Here is a 17,425-nt window from a genome sequence, read left to right as displayed (position 1 = left end):
GTCATAAAGCGTCAGCAGAGGATGTGACACATTCCGCCTTCAAACCGTTTCAATTTACCTTTTGCAGAGCCAGTGTTTTGACTAATGGAATGCAGTTGTTGGCGATTTCCGGCCTGAGCGTCGAGAGCAGCCAGCTTCATCAACAAGGACTGTACTGGTTAGCCTGTGACGCCGCCGAAGACGCCTCCTTGCTATGCCGCCAGGTAGTCGAAGGCATGCCCGATAATGCCAGGGCAGCCCTGATCGCCGATGCGCAAGCCATGGATGACGTGCTGGGTGCACTCGACGCGACGCGCGGTCCGGCCGAGCTGGCACTGTATGAGGCCAACCCGCAAGCCACCCGTTATCTGGTTGAAGACCTGCCTCGTCTTGATGCCCGTGGGCGTGTGCTGGTGCTGCTGGCACCGGCACACGCCTGGGCGGATACCGAAGTCGAGCACTGGTGCAATGCGCTGCGCCCGGCATTGTTGGCTGAAGCGGCGTTGCTGCTGGTCGTCAGTGGAGGGCAGAGCACTGCCTTGGTCGAGTGCCTGCGCGTTTTCAACCAGTGCCTCGACGGCCTTGGGCAGGTGTACCGCGGCAAAGGTGGGGTACGTTACCTGCAGCATTTCTGGAGCAATCCGCTTGGCAAAGCAGCCACCCGGGACATGGAGCTGACTCGGCTGAGTGCGGGCTTTGCCGTTGCTGCCGCGCCTCAGGCACCCAGCGACACCGGTGGTGACGAGTTGCTGTGCCTGGCCCAGCGCCCGGTACTGGAAGGCGCGCCAGCCTTCTCCGAACACTGGCAGGTCTGCGAAAGCTTTGAGGAACTGGGGGGCAAAGCCAGCCGGGCGGTGTCTGCCACGGTGATCTTTGCCATGGACGGTGGGCAGCGTCTGGATAGCCTGGCGCGCCAACTGCACCACCTGCGGCAGTCGCGTGGCAACGCCTTGAAGCTGGTGGTGCGCGAAATGGCGCCGACCCTGCGTTATCAAGACGAACAGTTGCTGCTGGCTTGTGGTGCCAGCCAGATCGTGCCGTTCGGTGCCAGCTTGTCACGCTTCCTGACCATGGTGGAGAGCATCCAGGGTTACGTCTGGCGTCGACACCTGCCAACCGACTTCGATGCCTTGCTGGCACGCCTGCGGCCGCTGGCCATCTGCGGGTTGGTAGCGCCACGGGCGTTCGCCGATGCTGTGCAGAGCATGTGGCACGGGGTGCGCAACGGCGAAATCGTCCATCAGTTGCTGGTGTTGCGTCCGGCGCCTGGCCTGACCCCGCTGCAGGCTTGCTCGCGTACGGTATTCCGCCGTGATGGCGACATTGCCTGCGTGGTTGGCGAGGTGCTGTTCCTGTTCCTGTTCGCCTGCCGCTCCGAAGGGGTCGAGCAAGCGCTTGACCACATCTTCCAGCTGTCATGGAAAGAGCTGTTCATCAGCCAGGAGGTACTTGCCGGCGTCGACAGCCTGGCCACTCCGGCCTTCCTCGACAGCAACCTACCGCAGCCACCCCGCAGCAACACGGCGGCGCAACTGCCTGCACAGGCATGTTCGGCGCTGGCACCGCGCAAGGTCGGCCTGGCCAAGCGGGGTAGCGCATGAACTTCGTGCAACTGCTGCAGGTGGTCGGCATTACCGCACTCGTCACGCTGGGCCTGGCCTTGTTGCTAGTGCGCCTGTGTTCGGCATTACGTGGCGTGCTGCGCCGTCGCCTTCCCCCCCGTTACCTGAAACCGCTGGGCGTACGCCGCCGCGCTGCACGCCAGGAACCCCAGAATGACTAATACCACCATCACCCTCCCGGTACTGGCCCGCTGGCCTGGACTGGGAGGGTGGAACCTCTATTTTTTTGCAAAGTTTCTGCTGGTCGCGCTGGGCATGCTCGACTTCCAGGCGCTGCCGAACCTGTTGTTCGCTGCGTTTCTGCTTGTCCCTTTGCCGGGCAAGTGGCTGCGTATTGCCCGGCAACTGCTGGCGGTGCCAATCGGTATCGCGCTTTTCTACCAGGACACCTGGCTGCCACCCTTCAGCCGCCTGCTGGCGCAGCCGGGGGTGCTGGACTTCTCGTGGGACTATCTGCTCGAGCTGCTGGGCCGCTTCATCAACTGGAACCTGCTGGGGGCGCTGGCAATGTTGCTGGTGGGTTACCTGTACCTTCGCCATTGGCTGCGCCTGAGCACCCTGAGCCTGCTGGGGTTGGCATGGCTGTCGGCCGGCGGCTTGCCGTCGCTGGGTGCAGGCCAGGCGCCCGGCGTGGCGGCGCGCACCGCAGCCGAACCTGCGCCTGCCTCTGCAGTAGCCGACAATGCTACGCTCGACAGCTGGCTTGAGCGCTTCTTCGCCAGTGAGCGCGAGCGGGTGACGGCGTTCCCTGCCGTGAATGCCGATGAGCAACCGTTCGACCTGCTGGTAATCAACATCTGCTCGCTGGCCTGGGATGATCTGTCTGCCGTGGGGCTGCGGGACAACCCGCTGTTGTCGCGCATGGACGTGATCTTCGACCAGTTCAACTCGGCGACCTCCTACAGCGGCCCGGCCGCCATCCGTGTGCTGCGTGCCAGTTGCGGACAGTCGTCGCACACTGGCCTGTACCAACCGGCTCCGGAGCAGTGCCTGTTGTTCCAGAACCTGGCCCGGCTGGGTTTCCAGAGCAACACCTTGCTCAACCACAGCGGCCGGTTCGACAACTTCATCGGCGACATTACCCAACAGCACATGCCGCAACCGGGCATGCGCAATACCGACTTCCCACGGGCGCTGGTGGGCTTCGACGGCTCGCCGATCGCCAGTGACCTGGATGTCTTGCGCCGTTGGTGGGGGCAACGCAAAGGCACCCCGGACGAGCATGTGTCACTGTTCTACAACAGCATCAGCCTGCATGACGGCAACCGTATCGTGACTGCCGACGGCGGCACCCGCGTGGCCGACTATGCCACCCGCGCCAATCGCCTGTTTGGCGAGCTTGGCACCTTCCTTGACGAACTGGAGCGCAGTGGGCGCCGGGTAGTGGTTGCCATTGTCCCTGAGCATGGGGCCGCGTTGCATGGTGACCGCATGCAGTTGTCTGGCATGCGCGAAATTCCCACGCCGTCGATTACCCATGTGCCGGTCGGCCTGAAGTTCATCGGGATGGGCCAGCCTGCCCGCAACGAGCCGCTGCGGGTCACGGCAGCCACCAGCTACCTGGCGTTGTCCGAGCTGATCTCGCGTGTGTATGCGGGGCTCGGCCAGCAGCAGGTGCTGGATGTACCCGGCCTGCTGACCGACCTGCCAACCACCGAGCAGGTTGCCGAAACCTCTGGCGCACAGGTGCTGAATTACCAGGGGCGTGCCTACATGCGCCTGCAAGGCCAGCCTGACTGGCAGCCCATCCCCAAGGAGCGCCCATGATCACTGGCAAGTCAGACCCGTCCGACCGTAGCGATGATATTGCCCAGTTGCGCCAGCACCTGGACATGCCAGAGCTGAACTACCAGGACATCTCGATGCTGGTGGGCGTTCAGCAGGCCCTGCAGCGCTGGCCATTGCTGGGTGAAAGCTGCAGGGCCAGTAGCGACGATGCGCTGTACGCGGCTGTCACCCAGCGCGAGAGGATCGCGCCATGACCAGCCTGGCATTGCATGGGGTGCGCGGAGGCCTGGGGCGCAGCGCCTTGCTGGCTGCATTGGGCTACGCGCTACAGGGCGTGGGCGAGCGGGTGCTGCTGATTGACCTGTGTCCAAGCAACTTGCTCGGGTTGCACTTCAACCTGCCGCTGGATACGTCCGAGGGCTGGGCGCTGGCCGAGCGGGAAGGGCGGCCGTTCAGTGATGCCGTGTACGAGGTGCTCGATGGCCTGTTCCTGCTGCCGTACGGCAACCTGCCTGGCGGTGCGCAGCACCGTGTGCCCGATGCGCAGTCATGGCGCGCTCGCCAGGTCGAGCTGGCCGAGCATTTTGACTGGCTGTTGTACGACCTGCCGCAATTGCCGGGCGATACCGCCGGCAATGGCATCGAGACTGATGTGCGGGTATTGGTGGCAGAAGCCGAAATGGCCAGCCACCTGCTGCTCGGGCGACGCCCGCTCGAGCACTTCGACATGCTGCTGGTCAACCGCTACGACCCGGCCAGCCGCTTGCAGAGCGACCTGTTGATGGTGTGGCGTGATCTGTTTCGTGATCGCTTGCCGATCCAGGTGGTCCATCGCGACGAAGCCTTCCTCGAAGCGCTGGCGTACAAGGCTCCCCTGGGTCTTTACGCACCGCAGAGCCTGGCCTGCCGTGATGTGCAAAGCCTGGCGGTGCGCTGTCTGACGAGGCGCCAGCCGTGACCCTGACCCCTCTGTCGGCTTATACCTGGTTCACTGTCCGTGGCGCGCGTCTGCCGGTCGCATGGCTGTTCACCCTCGGCGTGTGGCTGGCCTTCCTGTTTCTGCGCCTGGAGTCACCCGCCTGGCAGGCGCTGCTGGCCGAGCGCCAACGCCTGTACCCGCAGCTGGCGGGCAAGCGCCCAACCCTGGGTGACCCGCTGCGTCTGTTGATCCAGAGCCTGTGGTTGTTGCTGTGGCGCCAACCGCAGGCACGTACAGCAGGGCCTGGCCGCCGCGCGTTGGGCGCTGTGCGCATGCACCTGCGGGCGGCAGGCGGGGTGGCGCGCCACTACCGCGGCCTGCTGATCGATGCATTGCAACAGGTACCCGCGCGCTACCGCGCCAGTGTTTTCAAGCACCAGGCCTCGGCACGCCTGCGCGGCCTGAGCGTGTTTGCCCGGCGGGCGTTCTATAGCGTGCTGACGGTATTCGCCCTCAGCCTCGCCCTGCTGTGCGTGACCGAGCCGTTCGGCTACCTGGCGCAGCTGATGTTCATCTGCCTGCTCCTGGTTATCGCCATGCTGGTGCGACACATGCCGGGGCGTTTCCCGACCCTGATGCTGATCGTGCTGTCGACCATCATCTCGTGCCGCTATCTGTGGTGGCGCTACACCTCGACCCTGAACTGGAACGACACCACCGACTTGGTATTCGGGGTGATCCTGTTGGCGGCAGAAACCTATTCGTGGTTCGTGCTGATCCTGGGTTACATCCAGACCAGCTGGCCATTGCAGCGCAAGCCGGCAAACCTCCCGGCCAACGCCAGGCACTGGCCAACCGTCGATTTGCTGATCCCTACCTACAACGAAGACCTGTCAGTGGTGCGCACCACGGTAATGGCCGCGCTGGGCCTGGACTGGCCACGCGAGTGCCTGCGCATCTACATTCTCGATGATGGCCGCCGCGACGCGTTTCGTGCCTTTGCCGACGAAGTCGGGGTAGGGTATATCGTGCGGCCCGACAGCAAGCATGCCAAGGCCGGCAACCTCAACCATGCGCTGGGCGTCACCGACAGCGAGTTGATCGCCATCTTCGACTGCGACCATGTGCCGGTGCGCTCCTTCCTGCAACTGACCGTGGGCTGGTTCCTCAAGGACGCTAAACTGGCGCTGGTGCAGACACCGCACCATTTCTTCTCGCCTGACCCGTTCGAGCGCAACCTCGGCTCGTTCCGCCGCCGCCCCAACGAAGGGGAGCTGTTCTACGGCCTGATCCAGGACGGCAACGATATGTGGAACGCGGCGTTTTTCTGCGGCTCCTGTGCCGTGCTGCGCCGCACTGCGCTGGAAAGCATCGGTGGTTTTGCCGTCGAGACCGTGACCGAAGATGCCCACACCGCCCTGCGCCTGCATCGCCAAGGGTGGACGTCAGCCTACCTGAGCATTCCGCAGGCCGCGGGCCTGGCCACCGAAAGCCTGTCGGCGCACATCGGCCAGCGCATTCGCTGGGCCCGTGGCATGGTGCAGATCTTCCGCACCGACAACCCACTGTTCGGGCGTGGCCTTAGCCTGTTCCAGCGGGTGTGCTATGCCAACGCGATGCTGCACTTCCTGGCCGGCCTTCCGCGGCTGGTATTCCTGACGGCGCCACTGGCGTTCCTGTTGCTGCATGCCTACATCATCTACGCACCGGCGTTGATGATTCTGCTGTACGTACTGCCACACATGATCCACGCCAGCCTGACCAACTCGCGCATGCAGGGCAAGTACCGGCAAACCTTCTGGGGCGAGGTCTACGAGACCGTACTGGCCTGGTACATCGCCCGCCCGACCACGGTCGCGCTGTTCGCGCCAAAAAAGGGCACGTTCAACGTCACCGCCAAGGGCGGCCTGATGGAGCATGAACAGTTCGACTGGCGTATCGCCCAACCTTACCTGTGGCTGGCGGCCCTCAACGTGGTGGGTCTGGGCTTTGCGGTGTGGCGCCTGTTCACTGGCCCGACGGCAGAAATCGGCACGGTGGTCGTCAGCTCGCTGTGGGTGATCTACAACCTGCTGATTATCGGTGCCGCAGTTGCGGTGGCCGCCGAAGTGCGCCAGGTGCGCCGCGCCCATCGGGTGCCGATGCGCTTGCCGGCGGGGCTGATGCTGGCCAGCGGTCATGCCTACCCCTGCACCCTGGTCGACTACTCCGACGGCGGTATCGGCCTGCAGGTACAGCCCGGTCTGGAGTTGAAACCGGGGGAGCAGGTACGCCTGCTGCTCAACCGCGGCCAACGCGAGTTCGCCTTCCAGGCGTGCGTCACCCGTACCGTCGGGCAACACGTCGGCCTGGTGTTCCGCGACCTCGCCCTGCAGCAGCGTATCGACCTGGTCCACTGCACCTTTGCCCGCGCCGATGCCTGGCTTGGCTGGAACGAGCAGCACGAGGTCGAGCGCCCGCTGCGCAGCCTGATCGATGTGTTGAAGCTGGGCGGCGTCGGTTACGTGCGCCTGGTCGAGCACATGCCGCCATGGCTACGGGCGTGGTTGCGCCCACTGCGTTCGCTGGCGCTGTGGCTGGCCAGCTACTGGCCCCGCACACCGCGGGCAATCCCTTCCATGAACCCTGTTGATCGAGACGCATGATGACTGGTTATCCCGCGCGTACCTGGGGCCTGGCGATGGCGCTGTTTACCGCCTTGTCGCAGAGCGCCGCTGCTGCTTCCGTAGCTCCGCTTGCCGAGCCTGCGGTACCCACACCCACGGTACCAAACTGGCAGGTTGCGAAAACCTTCGAGCAGCTTGGGCATGCGTCCGACAGCCTGCTGCTGGGGGTACGCAACAGCGAGCATGTCGAGTTTGGCCTGCGTCGCGATCGCCTGGCCACCGATGCCAGCTTGCAACTGGACTACACGCCTTCGCCAGCCTTGCTGCCGAACCTGTCGCACCTGCGCGTCTACCTCAACGACGAGCTGATGGGCGTAGTTCCGGTGGAAAAGGAGCAGTTGGGCCAGCGCGTGCGTCGCCAGTTGGCGTTGGACCCGAAACTGCTCGGCGACTTCAACCGGGTACGTCTGGAGTTTGTCGGGCACTATACCGATGTCTGCGAAGACCCGGCGCACAGCGGCCTGTGGCTGAACCTTAACCGCAAGAGCCAGGTGCAGTTGCACGAGCAGGCGCTGGTGCTGGAAAACGACCTGGCGTATTTCCCGTTGCCGTTCTTCGATACCCGCGACACAGCCAAGGTAGAACTGCCGGTGGTGTTCAGCGGCGTGCCGAGCCTTGGCGAGCAGCGTGCGGCGGCAATCCTGGCATCCTACTTCGGCAGCCAGGCCGGTTGGCGCAAGGCCAGCTTCCCTGTGCTGTACAACCGCCTGCCGGCCCGTGGCGATAAACCTGCACCGAGCATCGTGTTTGCCAGCAACGACCGTCGCCCGGCGTTCCTCGCTGATCTGCAGCAGTTCCCGCCGGTCGACGGCCCCGTGCTGCAGATGATCGATCACCCGGACGACCGCTTCAGCAAAGTGCTGCTGGTGCTGGGCCGTAACGACGACGACCTGATCAAGGCCGCCTCGGCGTTGGCGGTTGGCAACAATCTGTTCCGCGGCGCGCGCGTGAAGGTGGAGCAGATGACCGCGCTGCAACCGCGCCAGCCCTACGATGCGCCGAACTGGACGCGCACCGACCGGCCGGTACGCTTTGCCGAGCTGCTGGATTACCCCGAGCAACTGCAAGTCAGCGGCCTGCAACCGCGGCCGGTGACACTGGAACTGAACCTGCCGCCCGACTTGTTCGTCTGGCGCAACCAGGGTATTCCGCTGCGCACCCTGTACCGCTATACGGCGCCAGCGGTGACCGACGAATCGCGCCTGAGCATCAGCGTCAACGATCAGTACATCACCAGCATGCCGCTGGTGGGCAATGACCGGCGCGGCGGTACCCTTGAAGAAATGCGCCTGGCAGTGCTGTCCGGTGACAACACTGCATTGACCGAGAACTCGCTGGTACCGGCGCTGAAGATTGGCGACCGCAACCGCCTGCGCTTCGACTTCAGCTTTGCCAGTACCCTGGGCAGCGCCCAGCGCGATCGCTGCCAGACCTCGCTGCCGGTGGACGTGCGTGCAGCAATCGACGACAACTCCACCATCGACCTTTCCGGTTACCACCATTACATCGCCATGCCCGACCTGCGTGCATTCGCCCGCAGTGGCTTCCCGTTCAGCCGCATGGCCGACCTGTCCGAGACGCTGGTCATCATGCCGGCCAAACCTACGGCGATGCAGGTCGGCACTTTGCTCGACACGGTTGGCGGGTTGGCCGGACAGATCGGTTACCCGGCGCTTGGCCTGCAATTGATCGACGACTGGCAACAGGTCGCAGCGGCAGACGCCGACTTGCTGCTGATCGGCAGTCTGCCCGAGGCCCTGCGCGATGCGCCCGACCTTGGCCTGTTGCTCAGCGCCCAGCGTGACTGGTTACTGCAGGGCCGCAGCGCATCGTTGCCCGGTGGCCAGCGTTTCGATACTGAGCCGGTGGCTGCAAGCAGCCGCGTGGCGGTCAGCGCCCAGGCGCCGATTGCGGCCATCACCGGGCTGAAGTCGCCGTTCCACGAGCAGCGCAGTGTTGTGGCCTTGCTGGCCAACAGCGACAGCGATTACGCATTGCTGCGCGACGTGCTTGGCGATGTGGGCAAGCTCGATGCGGTGGCGGGTTCAGTAACGCTGGTACGCAGCAGTGGCGTGAGCAGCCAGTTCGTCGGCGAGCACTACTTCGTGGGCGCGTTGCCGTGGTGGCTGCTGCTGTGGTTCCACTTGTCCGAGCACCCTGTGTTGCTGGCGGTGATTGCGGCTGTTTGTGTGGTGCTGTTCGCCTTCTTGTTGTGGCGGGCACTGCGCTGGGCAGGCAAGCGCCGCTTGGGTGAGGCGGGGTGATGATGCGTCAGATGCTGGTAGGGCTGGTCGCCTTAGGCCTGCCCGTTTTCGCCAATGCCGGGTCGGTTTGCCCATGGCCTGCCTGGGAGCGGTTCAAGGCCGAGCTGGTGAGTGTGGATGGGCGGGTCATCGACCCGAGTGACGAGCGCCTGATCACCACCTCGGAAGGGCAGAGTTACGCGCTGTTCTTCGCCCTGGTAGGCAACGACCGGCAAACCTTCGCGCAGTTGCTGCGTTGGACCAGCAACAACCTCGCCGAGGGTGACCTGGCCCGGCATCTGCCTGCCTGGCTGTGGGGCCGTGACGGGCAGCAGCAGTGGCAGGTGCTGGACGCCAACAACGCCAGCGATGCCGATCTGTGGATCGCCTACAGCCTGCTGGAAGCAGGGCGGTTGTGGGACCAGCCGGCCTACACGCAACTGGGCCAGCACCTGCTGTGGCGTATCGCCGCGCAGACCGTGCGCAAGCTTCCAGGCCTTGGCGTGATGTTGCTGCCAGGTGACTACGGTTTCGAAGACGCCCAGGGTACCCGCCTGAACCCCAGCTACCTGCCGCTGCAGCTGCTCGACCGCTTCAGCGAGGTGGACCCCTTGTGGGGTGAGCTGGCGGCCAACACGCGGCGTTTGTGGTTGGCATCGTCGCCAAAGGGCTTTGCCCCGGACTGGTTGCTGTGGACGCCGGCCGGAAAACCAGCGGCAGACACGAAACATGGCAATGCCGGTGATTATGACGCCATTCGTGTATACCTGTGGGTTGGCATGTTGGCCGAGGGTGCTGCGCAACGCCGCGAACTGGTGGCCCATTACGCGCCGATGGCGGCATTGACCCAGCGCCAGGGGCTACCTCCTGAGCACCTGGATGCACGCAGCGGTGAAGCCCGCGGCCATGGCCCGGCGGGTTTCTCTGCGGCCTTGCTGCCATTGCTTGCTGCCTCGCCTGAGTACGTGGCCGGCTTGGCGGCCCAGCGCCAGCGCTTGCGCGAACAGCCGGTCGAGGCCAAGGCGTATTACAGCCAGGTGCTGGCGCTGTTCGGCCAGGGCTTCGACGAGGCCCGTTACCGTTTTGACCCGCACGGCCGCCTGTTGCCGGCCTGGAGCGCGCCATGCAGCGAATGATCGGCGTGTTGATGCTGGCGGCAATAACCTGCCAGGCAGATGCGCAACCCAAGGATGTCGATGAGCAGCGCCAATGGCTGCTGGACCAGGTACGCCGTGGCGAAGCGCTGCACCGTGACGACCTGGTACGCGATGCGCTGGGCCGTTTGCAGTTGCTTGAGCCGCGCAACCCGGACGTGTTGCTGGCGGCCTTGAGCCTGGCATTGCGCGAGAAGAACAGCAGTGAAGCCGAGCAGTTGAGTGCGCGGATCAGTGCCGTGGCACCTGGCAGCCTGCAAGCACGTCAGGCCGCACGCCTGCTTGAACTTCAACAACCGGCGCCTGCGCGGCGCCTGCAGCAGGCGCGTCTGCTGGCGGTTACCGGCCGTAATGAAGAGGCGCTGGCGGTGTACGAACAGTTGTTTGCCGGCGAACCACCCAGCCTTGAATTGGCCCTGGACTATTGGCGCGTGCGCGGCAACCTGCCAGGCCAACGTCCTGAGGCAATCCGCCAGTTGCAGCGGTTGGATCAGCAGTATCCAGGCAGTGCCGGGCTGCGCCAGACCCTGGCCGGTTGGTTGTTCGCCGAAAAGCGTGACCGCGAGGCCTTGGCCGTGCTCGATCAGCTGGCGCGAGACCCTGGTGCACGGGATGCCGCTGCCCAGCGCGAGTTCGACTACCTGTCCGGGCAAGCCGTGAGTGCCACCAGCGCGGCAGCCTGGCAGGCCTTTCTTCAGCGTTACCCGGCTTCGCCGTTGTTGGCACAGGCCAGCGAGACCTTGCAACAACAGCGCAAGCTGCTGGCCGACCCGGCATGGCAGGCCGGTCAACGGGGTAAGGCATTGCTCGACAAGGGCCGTAATGCCGAAGCTGAAACGCAGCTGCGCCGCGCCCTGCGCCAGTACCCGGGCGATGCCGGCCTGTATGGGGCCTTGGGTTATGCGTTGATGCGCCAGGGCCGCCATGAAGACGCCCATGCGGCGTTCCGCGCGGCGAGCGCCAAGGAGCAGGACACCTACTGGATCAGCCAATGGAAGGACCTGGAGTCGTCCAGCCAGTATTGGGCCCTGCTGAAGAAAGCCGAGCAGGCCCTGGCGACGAAAGACGTGCGCGGTGCGCGCGCACTTTACCGGCAGGCTCGCCAGCAACGGCCAAAGGATGAATACGCGTTGTTGGGCCTGGCAGATGTCTCGCTGGCCGAAGGCGATGTGGCGGCTGCCGAGCGGCAGTACCTGCAGGTAAGGCGTATGGCGCCGGATAACGAAAGTGCCGTGCGTGGCTTGATGCGCGTTTACCAGGCGCAGTCGCCAGGCAAGGCGCAGGCATACCTGGACAGCCTGCCACCACGGCAGCAGGCGCAGTTCGCCAGCCTGCGACGCAGCCTGGAACTTGCGCGGCTACGCCAGCAAGGGGACGAAGCCCAGCAGCGCGAGGACTGGTCGACGGCCAGCCACGTGCTGGGCCAGGCCGCGGCCCTGGCCCCGGATGAGCCTTGGCTGGTGTATCAGCTGGCCAACAGTCTGCGTCACCAAGGGCGCGCTGGCGAGGCCGACGCGGCATTTGCCAGGCTGATGCAGTACCAGCCACGTGATCCGGCAACGCGCTATGCCCACGGCCTGTTCCTGGAGTCCAGCGACCGTGATGCCTTGGCTCTGGACAGTCTGAGGGCGGTACCTCAGGCGACCTGGAGCGCGGACATGCACGCGCTGGAGCAACGTGTTCAACGGCGTATGACCCTGGCCTCTGCGCAGCAGTTGCAGGCACAAGGCCGCAGTGCCGAGGCGACAGCCTTGCTTGAAGCCGGCCTGGCGCGTGGTGAAGGTAGCCCGGACGACTTGATGCTGTTGGCTGACTGGGCAGCCGCGCGTGGTGAACATGGCAAGGCGCGCAGTTATTACCAGCGTGTGCTGGTCGCGCAGCCTGGGCGTCCTGGTGCACGCCTTGGGGTGATGGAAAGCGCCGTGGCCGAAGGCAACCTGCAGCAGGCCCGGCACATGCTGGGCGTGAAGGTGCCACAATTTGCCGCTGATGACGGCAACGCCCAGCGGCGCCTGGCGGCGGTGTGGACCGCGCTGGGTGAACACGATCAGGCGGCCAGGCTGCTTGACCGGATTGCCGCGCAGCAGACGCGACCCGATCCGTTGTTGCGGCGCGACGCAGCCCGCCTGGTAGCGCAGGATGATCCTCAACGAGCACTGGACCTTTACGCGGCAGCGATGGCCGATGCGCAGTTGCTGGACCGTGCTGCCGTAGCGCCACGGGATGACCGTGCATTGACCCTGGCCAGCCGCGAGCAGGATGGCGACGACTGGCTGGCCCGTAGCCTGCGCAGTGATGTGGACGCCCTGTATCGCCAGCGCAATACCCATGTGACGCTGATGCATGACTACGGCTGGCGCGAGGATGACGGTACGCCCGGCACGTCGGAACTGAGTACCCAGTCGACCTTGTTGCACGTCGACACCCCTTGGCAGGAGGGCACCGCGTTTGCGCGGGTAGAGCGCATTGGCATGGATGCCGGGTCGTTCGAACCGAACGATCAGGGAAGCTACACCCCCGACTTCGGCAGCTGCCAGTTTGTTGGCAAGAGCGCTGACGGGGAAACACTGCCCGCGTGCACGGGGGGATCGCAGACTGCAAACGGCAGCCTGCTGGCGTTGGGTTGGCAGGGCAGCCGCTGGGCGTTCGACCTGGGCACCACCCAGGGCTATGCAATCAACAACTGGCTGGGCGGCGCAACGCTCAACGGTGACCTCGGGCAGGTTGGCTGGTCGCTGACCGCCTCGCGCCGGCCGATGAGCAATTCATTGCTGTCGTTCGCCGGCGCACGCGACCGCCCGACGGGCGTGCGCTGGGGTGGGGTCACTGCCAATGGCGCCACGCTCGGCCTGAGCTGGGACCAAGGTGGCGACAACGGGGTGTGGGCCAGCCTGGGGCACCATTGGCTGTACGGCGAAAACGTGGCCGACAACCAGCGGACCCGGGCCATGGCCGGCTTTTACCACCGCGTGGTGGAAAAGGCCGACGAGCGTGTACGTGTTGGCGTGACGCTGATGCACTGGCGCCACGACAAGGACCTGGGCGGTTACAGCCTGGGGCAGGGCGGTTACTACAGCCCGCAGCGCTACAGTTCGGTGGGCGTGCCGGTCAGTTATGCCTGGCGCAACTACGACTGGTCGTTGCTGCTGGAAGGTTCCGTCAGCTGGTCTCAGGCCCATAGTGGCAGTAGCCGCTTGTACCCGGACGCACACATCAACCGCAAGGTACTGGCGCACTATGGCGTCGACTCCAACATCGATGCGATGACCGAAGCCAGCGACAGCAGCGGGTTGGGCTACCGCCTGCGCGGTCTGTTCGAACGGCGCCTGAGTGACCAGTGGGTACTGGGCGGCGGCTTCGACTGGCAGCACAGCGATGACTATGCGCCTAGCCATGGCATGCTCTACCTGCGCTACCTGTTCGAACCGTGGCGAGGCAACCTGGCCCTGCCGGTGACACCGCTTGAGCCTTACAGCGAGTGGCGGTGACGGCAATCACTGCGTTGCAAGGGGCGCGCCTGCACGGGGCGATGCGGGCCAAGGGTTGACACCAGGTACGCCGCCCCACCATTATCCAGCCATACCTACGCAACGGGCTTGCCAGCATGTCCACATCCAACCACGCCATTTCCGCTTCGGGCTTCATCGCTCAGGCAGACGCGTGCGTTGCCGTTGCCAAGAAATCCAAGAAACAGCCGCTCATCTGACCGAGGCGCGCTGTCTCGTCAGGTGGGCTGACGAGACAGAAGGCGCCAGGTATCCCTGCCACCACTTCCACTCTTTGCCCTGCTGACGCTGACTTTCGGTCAACATCAGGAGTTTTTGCATGTCGAATTTCCGTGGTATCTGGATCGCCCTCGTCACGCCAATGCGCGCCAATGAAATCGACTTCCCAGGCCTGGAAAAGCTGGTGAAGAAGCTGCTCGAAGACGGTGTGGCCGGTTTTGTGGTGTGCGGTACCACGGGTGAGGCAGCGGCGTTGTCCAAGGTCGAGCAACTGGCAGTGCTGGATGCCGTGCTGGCCTGGGTGGAGCCTGGCAGGGTGGTGATGGGCCTGTCAGGTTACAACCTGCGTGAGTTGCTGGCCTTCCAGGCTGAAATCCAGCAGCGTGACATTGGCGGGCTGCTGGTTCCCGCACCTTGCTACATCCGCCCTTCGCAGGCTGGCATCGAAGCCTTCTTCGCCACCGTGGCCGATGCCGCCAGCGTGCCAGTGATCGTCTACGACATTCCCTACCGCACTGGCGTACGCATGGAACGTGAAACCCTGCGCCGTATCGTGCGCCATCCACGCATTGCAGCGGTGAAGGACTGTGGTGGTGACAGCGAGACGACCATGGCCCTGATCGAGGACGGCCACGCCCAGGTGCTGGCCGGTGAAGACCTGCAGATCTTCAATAACCTGTGCCTGGGTGGGGCAGGGGCCATTTCAGCCTCCGCACATGTGCGCGCCGACCTGTACGTACGCATGGTGCAGCAGGTTGACAGCGGCGATTGGGCCGCCGCGCGTGGTACGTTCTACCAGTTGCTGCCCTGGATCAAAGTGGCCTTTGCCGAGCCCAACCCGGCCGTGGTCAAGGCGGCGTTGCAGCTGCAAAGCCTGATTGCAGCCGAGCTGCGCGAGCCCATGCAGGCCTGCACGCATACCACCCGAGACAAGCTGCAAAGCGTGCTGTGTTCACTCGGCGCCTGAAGCGGCAACGGTTGATGGCGGGTTGACAAGCCGCCACACCCGGCATATACCGTTGGTTGTCAGGAGCCGCGCATCAATGGCGATGTCGCTGCCTCCACACCGAACCCCAAAGAGCAAATGAGCTCTCTCCGCATGCGGAGAGGGCTTTTTTTCGTCCCTGAAAAATAACAACAAGAGGTGTTCAACATGCGTCATGGTGATATTTCCAGCAGCAATGACACCGTCGGCGTTGCCGTGGTCAACTACAAGATGCCGCGCCTGCATACCCGCGATGAAGTGCTCGAAAACGCCAGGAAGATCGCCGACATCATTGTCGGCATGAAGCAGGGGCTGCCGGGCATGGATCTGGTGATTTTTCCAGAGTACAGCCTGCAGGGCATCATGTATGACCCGGCCGAAATGATGGAAACCGCCGTGGCCATACCCGGCGTGGAAACCGAAGTGTTCGCCCAGGCCTGCCGCAAGGCCAATGTCTGGGGCGTGTTTTCGCTGACCGGCGAGCGCCATGAAGAGCACCCGCGCAAATCCCCCTATAACACGCTGGTGCTGATCGACAACAATGGCGAGATCGTGCAGAAGTACCGCAAGATCATCCCCTGGTGCCCGATCGAGGGCTGGTACCCGGGCGACCAGACCTACGTTGCCGATGGCCCCAAGGGCCTGAAGATCAGCATGATCATCTGCGATGACGGCAACTACCCGGAAATCTGGCGCGATTGTGCCATGAAAGGCGCCGAGCTGATCGTGCGCTGCCAGGGTTACATGTACCCGGCCAAGGACCAGCAGGTGCTGATGGCCAAGGCCATGGCGTGGGCTAACAACTGCTACGTTGCAGTGGCCAACGCCGCGGGCTTCGATGGTGTGTACTCCTACTTCGGTCACTCGGCAATCATCGGTTTCGATGGCCGTACACTCGGCGAGTGCGGTGAAGAGGAGATGGGTATCCAGTACGCCCAGCTGTCGATCTCGCAAATTCGCGATGCGCGGCAGAACGACCAGTCGCAAAACCACCTGTACAAGATCCTGCACCGTGGCTACAGCGGTATGCATTTGTCTGGCGACGGCGACCGCGGCATTGCCGAATGCCCATTCGAGTTCTACCGCACCTGGGTGCTGGATGCCGAGAAGGCCCGCGAGAACGTCGAGGCCCTGACCCGGCGTACCTCGGGGGTGGCGCAGTGCCCGGTCGGCAGCCTTCCGTACGATGCCAAGGAAAAGGAAGCCCGCTGACGGGGTTGCCCGGCGTGCCTGCGGGCACGCTGTTTCACAAAGCGAGGGGAAGACCATGCCGTTCTTGAATGACCTGCTGGAGCAGACGCGTCGCGATGCGTCCTCCAGTGCTGCACTGAGTGCCGAAAACTGCCACACCCGGGCAATCGTCGAGACCCACCTGCGCAGTGAAGACACCCTGCAGTCGCGTTTCCGCTTCGATGTCGCTGCCGTCATGCAGGTAGTACGCAACGAAGTGCTGGGCCAGGACGAAGCCTTGCAGGCCATCGAAGATGTGCTCACGGTGGTGCGTGCGGATATTCTCGACCCGCGCCGCCCGCTGTTCACGGCATTGTTCCTCGGCCCGACCGGGGTCGGCAAGACCGAGGTCGTGCGTGCCCTGGCCCGCGCCCTGCACGGTGATGCCGATGCCTTCTGCCGGGTCGACATGAACACGCTGGCCCAGGAACACTACGCCGCTGCTCTGACCGGCGCACCACCGGGCTATGCTGGCGCCAAGGAAGGCCGCACGCTGTTTGACCAGGCGCTGCTGGACGGGAGCCAAGGGCGCCCAGGGATCGTGCTGTTCGATGAGCTGGAGAAGGCCAGCAAGGAGGTGTCCCAGGCGCTGCTCAATGTGTTCGACAATGGCCTGCTGCGCTTGGCCTCCGGTGAAAAGAGCTTCAATTTCCGTAACACACTGGTGTTCATGACCAGCAACCTGGCGGCAGACGAAATACGCCAGCACCGGCTGGGCCCGCTGGCGCCGCTGCGGCGTCTGCTTGGCCTGCAGGCAGGGCGCCGCGAGCGTTTGCTGGGGTTGGTGCGGCGGCGCCTGGTGAAGCGTTTTTCTGCCGAGTTCGTCAACCGCATCGACAGCACTGTGGTGTTCAATGCCATCGAACAGGAGGTGAGCGAGCGCATCATTGAACTGGAGGTGTCGCGCCTGAACCGGCGTCTTGCCAAGCATCACTGCCGCCTGCAGCTGGATGCGGCGGTGGTTGGCAAGCTGGCCAGCGAAGGCCATGACCTGGAGTTTGGCGCGCGTGCACTCAAGCGCTTTATCCGCCATGAGCTGGAAGTGCCACTGGCCGAGTACCTGCTTGGTAACCGCATCCCATGCCAGGCAGAAGTGACGTGCATGACGGTGGCCGGCCACCTTGAGCGCGGGCGCATCCGTTTTTCGTTGCCGACATGACAGTTGTCACAGGAT

General features: G+C 64.3%; 12 protein-coding genes. All 12 read left to right on the top strand.

What is annotated here, in order from left to right:
• The first annotated feature begins 89 nt into the window (after nucleotides 1-89).
• Nucleotides 90-1,580 (top strand): BcsE family c-di-GMP-binding protein, encoded by a 1,491-nt coding sequence (locus ACF8FG_RS04365; protein WP_070383809.1) that lies wholly within the window; start codon nucleotides 90-92, stop codon nucleotides 1,578-1,580.
• Nucleotides 1,577-1,762: a cellulose biosynthesis protein BcsF gene (bcsF, locus tag ACF8FG_RS04360; protein ID WP_010953551.1), complete on the top strand. Its 186-nt coding sequence runs from the start codon at nucleotides 1,577-1,579 to the stop codon at nucleotides 1,760-1,762. Before ACF8FG_RS04365 ends, bcsF begins: the two co-directional genes overlap by 4 nt.
• Nucleotides 1,755-3,368 (top strand): cellulose biosynthesis protein BcsG, encoded by a 1,614-nt coding sequence (gene bcsG, locus ACF8FG_RS04355; RefSeq protein ID WP_318078915.1) that lies wholly within the window; start codon nucleotides 1,755-1,757, stop codon nucleotides 3,366-3,368. The genes bcsF and bcsG overlap by 8 nt, the downstream gene beginning before the upstream one ends.
• Nucleotides 3,365-3,583: a cellulose biosynthesis protein BcsR gene (bcsR, locus tag ACF8FG_RS04350; protein ID WP_014591429.1), complete on the top strand. Its 219-nt coding sequence runs from the start codon at nucleotides 3,365-3,367 to the stop codon at nucleotides 3,581-3,583. Before bcsG ends, bcsR begins: the two co-directional genes overlap by 4 nt.
• Nucleotides 3,580-4,287 (top strand): cellulose biosynthesis protein BcsQ, encoded by a 708-nt coding sequence (gene bcsQ / locus ACF8FG_RS04345; protein ID WP_014591428.1) that lies wholly within the window; start codon nucleotides 3,580-3,582, stop codon nucleotides 4,285-4,287. Before bcsR ends, bcsQ begins: the two co-directional genes overlap by 4 nt.
• Nucleotides 4,284-6,893, top strand: coding sequence for a UDP-forming cellulose synthase catalytic subunit (gene bcsA, locus ACF8FG_RS04340; RefSeq protein ID WP_318078916.1), 2,610 nt, complete (start codon nucleotides 4,284-4,286; stop codon nucleotides 6,891-6,893). Before bcsQ ends, bcsA begins: the two co-directional genes overlap by 4 nt.
• Nucleotides 6,890-9,178: a cellulose biosynthesis cyclic di-GMP-binding regulatory protein BcsB gene (bcsB, locus tag ACF8FG_RS04335; protein WP_318078917.1), complete on the top strand. Its 2,289-nt coding sequence runs from the start codon at nucleotides 6,890-6,892 to the stop codon at nucleotides 9,176-9,178. The genes bcsA and bcsB overlap by 4 nt, the downstream gene beginning before the upstream one ends.
• Complete coding sequence (gene bcsZ / locus ACF8FG_RS04330; RefSeq protein ID WP_019436855.1) at nucleotides 9,178-10,293, top strand: cellulose synthase complex periplasmic endoglucanase BcsZ; 1,116 nt, start codon at nucleotides 9,178-9,180, stop codon at nucleotides 10,291-10,293. The genes bcsB and bcsZ overlap by 1 nt, the downstream gene beginning before the upstream one ends.
• Nucleotides 10,281-13,799, top strand: coding sequence for a cellulose synthase complex outer membrane protein BcsC (gene bcsC / locus ACF8FG_RS04325; RefSeq protein WP_076402929.1), 3,519 nt, complete (start codon nucleotides 10,281-10,283; stop codon nucleotides 13,797-13,799). The genes bcsZ and bcsC overlap by 13 nt, the downstream gene beginning before the upstream one ends.
• A gap of 337 nt (nucleotides 13,800-14,136) precedes the next feature.
• Nucleotides 14,137-15,003, top strand: a complete 867-nt coding sequence (gene dapA, locus ACF8FG_RS04320; RefSeq protein WP_318078920.1) for a 4-hydroxy-tetrahydrodipicolinate synthase — start codon at nucleotides 14,137-14,139, stop codon at nucleotides 15,001-15,003.
• Between the two features lie 186 nt (nucleotides 15,004-15,189).
• On the top strand, nucleotides 15,190-16,233 hold the full coding sequence (locus tag ACF8FG_RS04315) for an aliphatic amidase (RefSeq protein ID WP_012052052.1): 1,044 nt from the start codon (nucleotides 15,190-15,192) through the stop codon (nucleotides 16,231-16,233).
• Between the two features lie 55 nt (nucleotides 16,234-16,288).
• Nucleotides 16,289-17,410, top strand: coding sequence for an AAA family ATPase (locus ACF8FG_RS04310; RefSeq protein WP_014591421.1), 1,122 nt, complete (start codon nucleotides 16,289-16,291; stop codon nucleotides 17,408-17,410).
• The last annotated feature ends 15 nt before the right edge of the window (nucleotides 17,411-17,425 follow it).

The sequence above is a fragment of the Pseudomonas sp. YQ_6 genome (genome assembly GCF_043103245.1).
GTDB classification, from domain to species: domain Bacteria; phylum Pseudomonadota; class Gammaproteobacteria; order Pseudomonadales; family Pseudomonadaceae; genus Aquipseudomonas; species Aquipseudomonas alloputida.
Note: the sequence above shows the minus strand (reverse complement) of the source record. Positions and strands in the feature narration are given on the sequence as shown.